General features: G+C 56.0%; 10 protein-coding genes. 9 read left to right on the forward strand and 1 reads right to left on the reverse strand.

From position 1 onward, the window contains the following. Window positions 1–743: 743 nt before the first annotated feature. From E1297_RS06715 to E1297_RS06740, 6 genes are all read left to right on the forward strand, one after another. Window positions 744–1,451, forward strand: a complete 708-nt coding sequence (locus E1297_RS06715) for a class I SAM-dependent methyltransferase (protein WP_368669475.1) — start codon at window positions 744–746, stop codon at window positions 1,449–1,451. Between the two features lie 8 nt (window positions 1,452–1,459). Beyond that, entirely contained in the window at window positions 1,460–2,623 is a 1,164-nt protein-coding gene (locus E1297_RS06720; RefSeq protein ID WP_155135533.1) for a prephenate dehydratase domain-containing protein, read from the forward strand. 128 nt (window positions 2,624–2,751) lie between these two features. Next, the gene (locus E1297_RS06725; protein ID WP_155135535.1) at window positions 2,752–3,993 is read left to right on the forward strand and encodes an alpha-hydroxy acid oxidase; all 1,242 of its coding nucleotides are present in this window, start codon (window positions 2,752–2,754) and stop codon (window positions 3,991–3,993) included. 73 nt (window positions 3,994–4,066) lie between these two features. After that, the gene (locus tag E1297_RS06730) at window positions 4,067–5,035 is read left to right on the forward strand and encodes an ABC transporter substrate-binding protein (RefSeq protein WP_155135537.1); all 969 of its coding nucleotides are present in this window, start codon (window positions 4,067–4,069) and stop codon (window positions 5,033–5,035) included. Beyond that, window positions 5,035–5,967 (forward strand): ABC transporter permease, encoded by a 933-nt coding sequence (locus E1297_RS06735; RefSeq protein WP_155135539.1) that lies wholly within the window; start codon window positions 5,035–5,037, stop codon window positions 5,965–5,967. The genes E1297_RS06730 and E1297_RS06735 overlap by 1 nt, the downstream gene beginning before the upstream one ends. Before the next feature lie 4 nt (window positions 5,968–5,971). Further along, the gene (locus E1297_RS06740) at window positions 5,972–6,769 is read left to right on the forward strand and encodes an ABC transporter ATP-binding protein (RefSeq protein WP_155135541.1); all 798 of its coding nucleotides are present in this window, start codon (window positions 5,972–5,974) and stop codon (window positions 6,767–6,769) included. Between the two features lie 48 nt (window positions 6,770–6,817). Here the strand turns inward: E1297_RS06740 and E1297_RS06745 are convergent, their stop codons facing one another. Then, the gene (locus tag E1297_RS06745) at window positions 6,818–7,150 is read right to left on the reverse strand and encodes a YciI family protein (RefSeq protein ID WP_155135543.1); all 333 of its coding nucleotides are present in this window, start codon (window positions 7,148–7,150) and stop codon (window positions 6,818–6,820) included. A 117-nt stretch (window positions 7,151–7,267) separates the two neighbouring features. Between E1297_RS06745 and E1297_RS06750 the strand changes: the two genes are divergently transcribed. From E1297_RS06750 to E1297_RS06760, 3 genes are all read left to right on the forward strand, one after another. Continuing rightward, on the forward strand, window positions 7,268–7,804 hold the full coding sequence (locus E1297_RS06750; RefSeq protein WP_155135545.1) for a MarR family winged helix-turn-helix transcriptional regulator: 537 nt from the start codon (window positions 7,268–7,270) through the stop codon (window positions 7,802–7,804). Window positions 7,805–7,883: 79 nt separating this feature from the next. Beyond that, window positions 7,884–8,801, forward strand: a complete 918-nt coding sequence (locus E1297_RS06755) for a DMT family transporter (RefSeq protein WP_155135547.1) — start codon at window positions 7,884–7,886, stop codon at window positions 8,799–8,801. Next, window positions 8,795–9,163, forward strand: a complete 369-nt coding sequence (locus E1297_RS06760; RefSeq protein WP_368669476.1) for a RidA family protein — start codon at window positions 8,795–8,797, stop codon at window positions 9,161–9,163. Before E1297_RS06755 ends, E1297_RS06760 begins: the two co-directional genes overlap by 7 nt. Window positions 9,164–9,234: the final 71 nt, after the last annotated feature.

Genomic DNA, 9,234 nt, shown 5'->3' on the forward strand with positions numbered 1-9,234 from the left:
GTAAACGGCATCAAACAATCAAACAAGCATATGGCCGCCGCGTGATGGCCGCTTGTACACCAGATTTGACAATAACCCCACGAAACCAAATTATGCAACAACGCCCAATTCGTTCGCCTTTAGCGTGCCTGTGAGCACAAATCTTTTCTTGCTCCCCGTTTGTGGAGCTTGATCAGCTCGCGCGATGTGAAGACTTTTTGACAAACATTCTGGCTGGCTACCCTCCAACACTTCTGTAACGGTTATTTTGTTCTGTTTGGCTGGGGTTTTCGACTTCGCACTTGGCGAAATCCTGCCGGACTGACACTTGTGCGGGCGGTTGCATAAATATTTTGCAGTGCAATAAATAATTGTAAAATGCAATTGACAAGCAACTAAATCACTACAATAGTTTTACGTATAGGACGTTTTCCAGAGAGCACTGCCAAGGTGAACTCGGGAGGATGGTGGGCGGATAAGACAGGCGAAATAGGCCGGGCCTAACAGCTTTCAGCTGCCGCTCCGGCACTCGGTGCGGCCATCATAATCTACGGGCGGTGAGGCAGGCCGAACGGCCGAAACGGCTGCTCCAAGACCAAAACACATCGAGGATGAAGACGCGGCGCCAGGCGTCTACGCAAGGATCTTTTTTACTTCAGAGAGGTCGAGTGATGTATGCCGATACAAAGACAGATGCCAAGTCAATTGAATTCATCGGAAAAAGGTCTTCCGATTACCGGGATGCACTGTCTCACTATTCGAATGTGTGGTTGTCCGACATTGCCTGCATGAAGCGTTTTCTCAAGCCTGCTGAAGGGGAAAGCATCTTGGAAGTTGGCGCAGGTAACGGCTATTTTAGTGGCGCCATCGCCAGTGAACTCGGCGCCAGCGGCCTGCTGGTGGCCAGCGACCCGTCTACCGAGCAGCTCTCCGGCTTGGAGACCGAATGTGAATTTGGGAACATCCGGGTCGTCTCTGCTTCCGCGGACGCGCTCGATATTGGCTTCAGCGGCTTTGATGCGATCTGGAGCCGTGGAGCCATCCATCATGTGACCGACAAGACCTCGGCCTTTGCCAGGTTTGCACAAGTGACCAGGCCCGGTGGCCGGTTGGTGATTGCCGACATTTTCAGCGGCACGACGCTCGCCCGCTATTTCGACAGTTTCATCGCCCAAAGCTGCAATACAGGCCATGAGGTGGCTTTTTTGTCAAAAGAGTTCGCCGCAAGCCTGTGTGCCCTGACCGGTTGGGGCAAACCCACATTTTATGAGGAAATTACACCGTGGGAGTTTGAAAAGCGCGAAGACATTGGCCGTTTCCTGCAACTGCTGTTTTCCGCAAAGCCTGAGTATTCGGCGGAGGACTGTTTTGCAGCGGCGGATGAGCATCTGAGTATCAGCGAGACGGCCTCCGGCTGGGCGCTTATGTGGCCGATGACGGTGATGGCGGCAAGCCGGCCGGCGCACGGATAGGGGGCAACATGTTGTCTGCCAGAATGGTTCGCCCGCCAAAAGCCCGCAATGCCAGTCAGGGCTGGAGCCTTGGCCTGGGGCGATTTGTAAAACGGTGCAATGTCAGTTCAGCTTCAGGGCGGGCAGAACCACAATGCGGGGCGCAGGAAAAAGGCACGGTTTGTGCCTTTGGCAGTGTACGTTCCGAAGGTGTTTTGATGGCAGAGGCGGGCTCTTTCAGGGCGCTAAACCCGCAGACCGTAATCTACCATGGCAGGGAAGGGGCCTTTGCCCATATCGCGTGTAACCGTGCATTTCCGGCGGTGCCAGCGATTGCCTGTGACACCCTCTTTCAGGTCATCGCCGCAGTCCGGGCAGGCAAGGCTGATGCGGCAGTCTTGCCATGTGAAAACCTCCTGGCGGGTAGGGTCCCGGATATTCATCTGCTTTTGCCTGATAGTGGTCTGGCGATTGTCGGAGAGATTTTCATCCCCATCGAACTGCATCTGGTCGCGCCGCATGGCTGGGAACTGAAGGACATCCGGCAGGTGCATTCTCATCCCATTGCTCTGAAACAAGTTCAACGCTTCTTGGCAACACGCGGCCTGGCGCCGGTTGATGCATCCAACACGGCAGCGGCTGCCGTGCAGATCAAGAAAACGGGGGACCGCACGAGGGCTGCAGTCGCATCAGAACTTGCAGCTGGCATCCACGGGTTGACGATCTTAGAACGGAACATTGGCGACAATCCTCGGAACATGACCAGGTTCTATGTCCTGGCGGCCCAGCCGGTCGTTCCTGATGTTGCTCAAGACAACCTCCTGACCAGCCTGATCTTTGAAGTGAAAAACACACCGGGAGCTTTGGTTCGCGCCATGAGCGGATTTGCCCGGCAGGGCATCAACTTAACGAAACTCGAAAGTTACCTGGTTGGCGGGCAATTCGTTGCCACACAGTTTTTTTGTGAATTTGAAGGCCACCCGGATGTGCCGACTGTGCGACAAGCGCTTGGTGAGCTTGATCAGTACACCACCTCTTACAGCATTGTGGGCGTTTTCCCTCTGGACAGGACCGGTGCACGGGTGCGCGATGACGATAGCGGTTCTTGTCCAAGTCCGGACCGGGCGCCAAGGGAGGAGGGCCGGAAACGCGCGATTTCAGGAAAAGCGGCCACTGCATCCGACGGGCCATGATGTTTTGACTTCCGGGTCCAGGTCCTTGGAGTGGCTGGAGGGAGCGGACAACAGCTTGACAACCGGGCACGATTTTAAACCCGCGCCGAACGGACACGTTCCCGAGACCTAGGGAGGCATGAAAACAAATGAATAGCGAACCTCAATCAATTGCCGACTATCGGGAAGCGGCGCGCAAACATCTGCCGCGTTTTGTATTTGATTTCATTGATGGGGGAAGCGGCAGCGAGAACACCTTGCAGGAAAACCGCGAAGCGCTGGATCGTATTCGCCTTCTGGGATCTGCCCCTGCAAACGTAAGCGAGTGTAGCCAGGCCGTCCGGTTGTTTGGTCATGAATATAAAATGCCGGTGATTATTGGGCCAACCGGCCTTGCCGGGGCGGCGTGGCCGCGGGGGGACCTGGATTTGGCTCGGGCGGCTGCGGCACAGGCCATTCCCTTTGTCATGAGTTCTGCGGCAACTGTGAGGATGGAAGACGTTGCTGCTGCCGGTGCCGGTTCAAAGTGGTTTCAGCTCTATGTCTTCAAGGACAGGGAGGTCAGTAAACGGCTGGCTCTGAAGGCGCATGATCTTGGGTTCACCGCGCTGGAGGTGACGGTCGACAATGCCATTCCCGGGCGGCGCCTCAGAGATGCGCGCAACGGGTTTTCCCTGCCGTTCCGCTGGACGCCGGGCAAACTGGCCAGCCTCCTTGCCCATCCGTCCTGGACCTTGCAGATGGCGCGGAACGGTGCCCCGGGGCTGGAGGTAATGGCAGCCGAATTGGGACTGGAGCCGACAGAGACGATTGCAGAACTCATGCAGTCCCTTCTGGATCCGTCAGTCGAATGGGAAACTATCAAATGGCTTCGCGATCTTTGGAAGGGGCCCTTGATCGTTAAGGGGATGCTTGATCCGGGTCAGGTGAAGCACGCCTTGAAAATTGGTATTGATGGCCTCGTCATTTCAAATCACGGCGGACGGCAACTGGACGGGGCAATTGCTTCGATCGACATTCTGCCGGAGTTTCGGAAGGCTGCCGGAGAAGATCTGACGCTTTTCATTGATAGCGGCTTTCGCACTGGTTCTGATATTGCCCGTGCGCTTGCTCTGGGGGCAGATGCGGTGCAGGTCGGCCGGGCCACCCTTTATGCCCTAGCCTCAGGCGGCGAGAGAAGCGTGCGCAACGCATTGGCGGTCCTGAAGGAGGAACTCAAGGTCGTTCAGATCCTGATGGGTGCGAGGACTGTTGCTGATCTCAATCCAGCAATGCTGCGGCGCCACGCCCCTCCTGCTCAGATGCTTGCGCCTGTCGCTGGCGGCCCCGCGCCTGAGGCTCACGCCGTCTTGTCCCTGGTGACTGGCGGGGCCCCGAACCCGGCTCCCTAATCCTCTTTCACACGGCCTAAGGATCTTCAAACAGACAATCAGAAACAAAAAAGCACAGAAAGGAACAGCTCTCATGTCGCGTCAAAAATTCTGGGTGTGCTTGGCCGCCGCCTTGGCCACGGTGTCATTGTCCACGGTTTCATTGGCTGAAATGACCAATGTTGCCATCACTTATATCATTGATCACCCGGCGATTGATGCGGCGCGGAAAGGCATTGTCGATCAACTCGTGGAAAGTGGTTTCAAGGAGGGAGAGACGTTAACGCTGCATGTCCAAAGCGCCCAGGGCAGCATGCCGACGCAGTTGCAGATCGCCAAGGAATTTGCCGGTATGGAACCGGATCTTCTTGTGGCAATCAGCACCCCGTCGGCCCAAGCGCTGCAAAGCGCGGCAGGGGATATTCCGGTTCTGTTTTCTGCTGTTACCGATCCGGTTAGCGCCAAATTAGTGGAAAGTGTGGAAGCGCCGGGCGGAAGCATCACTGGTACCAGCGACAAGCAGCCCTTCGGCCCGACATTGCAGCTGATAAGGACGCTTATCCCTGAGGCAAAGACACTCGGTGTCATCTACAATGCGGGAGAGGCGAATTCCGTAGCGCAAGTCGATGCCTTGAAAGCGGAGCTGGGCGATTACGGATTTGATCTGGAACTGAGCACGGCTTCCCAGACGGCCATGGTGGGAGATGCAGCGCTAAGCCTGACGAACCGGGCAGATGTCATCCTGATCCCGACCGACAGCACTATCGTAGCGGCAGTTGAAAGCGTGGTGAATATTGGCACGAAGGCGAAAGTGCCGGTATTTGCCTCCGATACGGATTCAGTTGAGCGCGGCGCGCTGGCAGCACTTGGATTTGACTATTACAAACTTGGCCGGCTAACGGGGGAAATGGCGGTCCGGGTGCTGGGCGGCGAAAGCCCGGCGTCAATTCCAGTTGCGGTACTCGATTCGCAGGATCTTTATCTGAACAGGACGTCAGCGGCTGCGATGGGCGTACCTCTGACGGACAGCATTCTGGAAAAGGCTGCGAAGGTGGTCGAATAATGAGTGCGCTCGCAATTTCGGGAGCCTTGGAAGTCGGGCTCCTTTTCTCTCTCGTGGCGCTTGGCGTTTATCTGTCTTTCCGGGTGCTGAATTTCCCGGATCTGACCGTCGATGGCAGTTTTCCCTTGGGGGCGGCTGCCACCGCAGTGGCGATTGTTCAGGGCGTGGATCCGTTTTTGGCAACGGGGATCGGCACATTGGCCGGTGCAGGAGCAGGTTTTACGGCGGCCTTTCTTAATGTCCGCCTCAAGATCCTCAATCTCCTGGCTGGGATCCTCGTCATGGTGGCGCTCTATTCCATCAACTTACGTGTAATGGGACGGCCCAATATCTCGCTTTACGGAGAAACAACCGTTTTTACACCGTTCGAGGCGATGCTTGGATGGGGCATATGGACCAAATGCGCGGTGCTGCTGATTGTTGTTCTTGCCATGAAGTTTCTGGTCGACTGGTTTCTGGCGACACAGATCGGCCTTGCCATTCGCGCCAGCGGTGAAAATCCAGTGATGACCCGGGCCCAGTCAGTCAACAATGGGAACATGACCCTGATCGGCATGACGCTGAGCAATGCACTGGTCGGACTGGCGGGGGCATTGTTTGCTCAAAGTCAGGGGCTTGCAGACATTTCCCTGGGGATCGGTACGATCGTTACGGGGTTGGCCGCCCTGATCATCGGGGAAACGTTGATCGGCTCGGTCCGGGTGGCTTGGGCGACGTTTGGCTGTTTGATCGGTGCAATTCTCTACCGGTTTTTCATTGCTGCTGCCCTCAGTGCCGGTTTCCTCGGCATTCAGGCGCAAGATCTCAATCTGGTGACGGCAGTTGTGGTGACCATCGCAGTGGTTTTGTCGGGCGCCCGGCGGAACAGCCGGTTCAAGTTATGGCCGAAATTGCGAGGGATCTCGCTTCGGCAAGACCTTCAAAAAGGATGACTTCATGCTGAGCTTTCGCAATGCATTTGTGACGTTCAATCCCGGGACTCCGCTTGCCGTTCCGGCACTGCGCGGGGTCGATCTGGATATTGAGAAGGGCGAGTTCGTCACAGTGATCGGCACCAATGGGGCCGGCAAGTCGACGCTGTTATCCGCAGTTGCGGGCGATGTTCGTCTCGATAAGGGCCACATCTACATCGACGGGAATGATGTGACCTTCTGGCCTGCAGAGCAGCGGGCCGGGATGATTGGACGGGTGTTTCAAGAGCCAAGAGCAGGAACCTGCAGTTCGCTGACAGTTGAAGAAAACCTTGCCCTTGCCGCAAGCCGGGGCTGGCGACGGGGGCTGGGCAATGCGCTGCGAACTGCCCGCAAACGATGCAAGATCGCCGATCAGCTGGCCCGCCTTGGAATGGGGCTGGAAGATCGTCTTGGGGCCGTGGCCGGTACACTCTCTGGCGGTCAGCGGCAAGCGCTCAGCCTTCTCATGGCAACTCTGCTGCCGATGAAAATCCTCATCCTTGATGAACATACGGCCGCCCTGGATCCGGGGGCGGCTGCGACGATTCTAAACTTGTCAGCAGAAATCACCGGGGAGCAACGGCTCACGGCGTTGATGGTCACGCACAGCATGCGTAACTCGCTCGAATTCGGTACGCGGACGATCATGATGAATGCCGGCCGGGTCCTGCTCGACATTCACGGTGCAGAGCGCGAGACTTATGATGTTTCCGATTTTCTCAATCTCTTCAAGCAAACAACAGGTTCTGCGGTTTCCGATGACAGTTTGCTGCTTGCCTGATTTTTTTAAAGTGTGCAGTACCCGGCGCCAAGCGGGGCACTGCCTTGATCAAACTGCCGCGCGTTCGCGTTCCAATTCCCGGACAAGCAGTCCCGGCGAGCTTTCCGGCACCATTTGCCTCAAGCGGTTGACCAATAAACTATCAAACAGTCCGGCGCGGGCATAGGGTTCGGCTGCAAGAAATGTCTCGACCTCGTCACGGTTTTCAAAAGAAAGAACCATTAGGCTTCCAACAACCTTGGTTCCGTCGTCGGTTTGCAAAGGCCCGCCATAGTCAACATGTGCGCTGTGGGCGATCATGTATTCTAGGTGCTTTGCACGGGTCTTCTGGCGCAAGGGGCCAGCATCCAAACGGTCGATACAGTGAACAACAAATGGCATTGCCAAACTCCCGTATTGAGTGGTCTGCGGTCTCCCTAGTGTGTTTAAAAACTTCGTTATTGGGCTGTAAGCGGTTAGACCGTTGCCTTAGTGAATTAAAGAGGATATATTTGCAATATGCAATCTTCCAGCAATAACGGTCCTTCTGAAACGCGGCAAATACCGGAGGGTGATCTGCTGCGATTGGAAGATTGGCTGCCCTATCGCTTGTTTAGGGTTTCCACTCGCATTGCTGATGTGCTGAATGCGTTCTACGGTCCGAAATTCGGATTGTCCCGCTCTGCCTGGAGAACCTTGGCAATCATTGCGAACCGCCCAGGCGTGAGCGCCAAGGAAATTTGTCAGGCCGGCGGCGTTGATCAGTTTTCCGTGTCCAGATCCATCAAGCAGCTGGTCGAGCTGGGCTTTGCGCAGCGTCAGGCCGGGCGCTCCGACCGGCGGTATGCGGCGATTGAACTGTCAGACAGCGGCTGGGCGGCTTTTTCCGAAGTCTCCGATCTTGCGACTTGCATGGATGCGGAGCTGACGGGCGCGCTGACGGAAAAAGAACTTGGTGTTCTCGACACAGTTTTAGTCAAGCTGGACAACGCCAGTGCGCGTATTCAAGCCCGGGGCTGGCAGGGCGTGAAGGGGGCGGCGGACGAAGGCAAATAGAGGCGTTGCCAGTCCGCAAAACATTTCAAAGTTGGCAGGTTGCGGCAGCACACCTGTAATTTCCGGCAAGGGGGCTGGCATGGGTGCGTTTTTGTTTGCAGCAACTGCGGTTTTGTGGGGAAGCAGTGCCATTGTCACAGGCCATCAGTCGATCTCCGGGGCTCCGGAAGTGTCCGTTGGTTATCGAATGGTGATCGTCAGCCTTGTCATGTTCTGCTGGAGTTACGCGCGCGGGCAGGGGCTGAGTTTACGGGCGACTGACGGCCCTTGGGTTGCCTTGCAAGGTGTCCTGTTCTTTGGTCTTGCATTCATTGCCTTTTATTATTCCACCACGCTTTTAACCTCTGGAATATCGGCGCTTGTTCTTTCAACAGCCTCCTTGTTTGCAGCCCTGGCCGGTTGGATATTTCTGTCCACGCCTGTGACCTTGCGCATGCTTGCCGGTATCATCACAGGCATTACCGGTCTTGTTGTCATTGCCCTGCCGCAGATTGTGGTCATGTCGTCGGGTGCGGATACCTTGGCGGGAGTTGTGTTGGCTCTGGTTGCAGCAGCTTGCACAGGCTGTGGCACAGTGGTGGCCATGCGCAATCAAAAAGCGGGTATGCCGACTACATCGCTGATCGCCTGGGCGGCACTTTTTGGCACGATCTTTTCCTTTTCGCTGGCCGCTGTGCGCGGCAGCAGCTTTTCCGTTGCGGTGTCCCTGCCTTATTTCGCAGGTTTGGCATATCTTGCCGTGGTGGCATCCTGCATCACATTTGTCATGTATTTCAATCTTGTGCAGCGGTCCGGACCGGCCAGTGCTTCTTATACATTAGCTGTGGTGCCGGTGGTGGCTCTGTTGCTTTCAGTCCTTTTTGAGAACTTAAGCATCGACATCTACCTCTTTTCGGGCGCCGTGGCGGTTTTGTTGGGCAACATTCTTGTTCTGAGTGATCAGGGAAAAGCGCCAAAACGCCCCAAAATCGTACCTGCAGAAGAAGGAACATCATGAGCAAGCAAGTCTACGGAACCCATCCGGCTGTTCCCCTCTCGGCCGCCGTCAGAGCCGGTGAATTTGTCTTTCTCTCCGGTCAGGTTCCGTTCAAGCCGGATGGAACTCTTACCGGCGGGGACATCGAGCAACAAAGCCGCCAGGTCTTCGCAAATATCAAGAGCGTACTCGCCGCCGTTGGAGCGGGTATCGAAGATGTTGTGAAAACGACCGTCTGGCTCACGGACAAGTCTGACTTTCCGCGTTTCAACCAGATTTACACAGAGTATTTTCCTGACGCGCCGCCCGCCCGTTCCACGGTGGTATCAGCTCTGATGGTTGATGCGAAGGTGGAAGTGGAAGTGGTTGCCTATATTTTGTGATGAGATCGGCGGTGCAAAATTCGACCACGATAGCGGCGGGGTAGTCCTGCTGCGGGCGGCGTAAAAGTCGT

The sequence above is a fragment of the Roseibium sp. RKSG952 genome (assembly GCF_009711355.1).

Coding starts and splice junctions, on each gene's coding strand:
- E1297_RS06720 (WP_155135533.1), top strand. CDS start 1,460: ATGTTGTCTGCCAGAATGGTTCGCCCGCCAAAAGCCCGCAATGCCAGT.
- E1297_RS06735 (WP_155135539.1), top strand. CDS start 5,035: ATGAGTGCGCTCGCAATTTCGGGAGCCTTGGAAGTCGGGCTCCTTTTC.
- E1297_RS06725 (WP_155135535.1), top strand. CDS start 2,752: ATGAATAGCGAACCTCAATCAATTGCCGACTATCGGGAAGCGGCGCGC.
- E1297_RS06730 (WP_155135537.1), top strand. CDS start 4,067: ATGTCGCGTCAAAAATTCTGGGTGTGCTTGGCCGCCGCCTTGGCCACG.
- E1297_RS06745 (WP_155135543.1), bottom strand. CDS start 7,150: ATGCCATTTGTTGTTCACTGTATCGACCGTTTGGATGCTGGCCCCTTG.
- E1297_RS06740 (WP_155135541.1), top strand. CDS start 5,972: ATGCTGAGCTTTCGCAATGCATTTGTGACGTTCAATCCCGGGACTCCG.
- E1297_RS06755 (WP_155135547.1), top strand. CDS start 7,884: ATGGGTGCGTTTTTGTTTGCAGCAACTGCGGTTTTGTGGGGAAGCAGT.
- E1297_RS06750 (WP_155135545.1), top strand. CDS start 7,268: ATGCAATCTTCCAGCAATAACGGTCCTTCTGAAACGCGGCAAATACCG.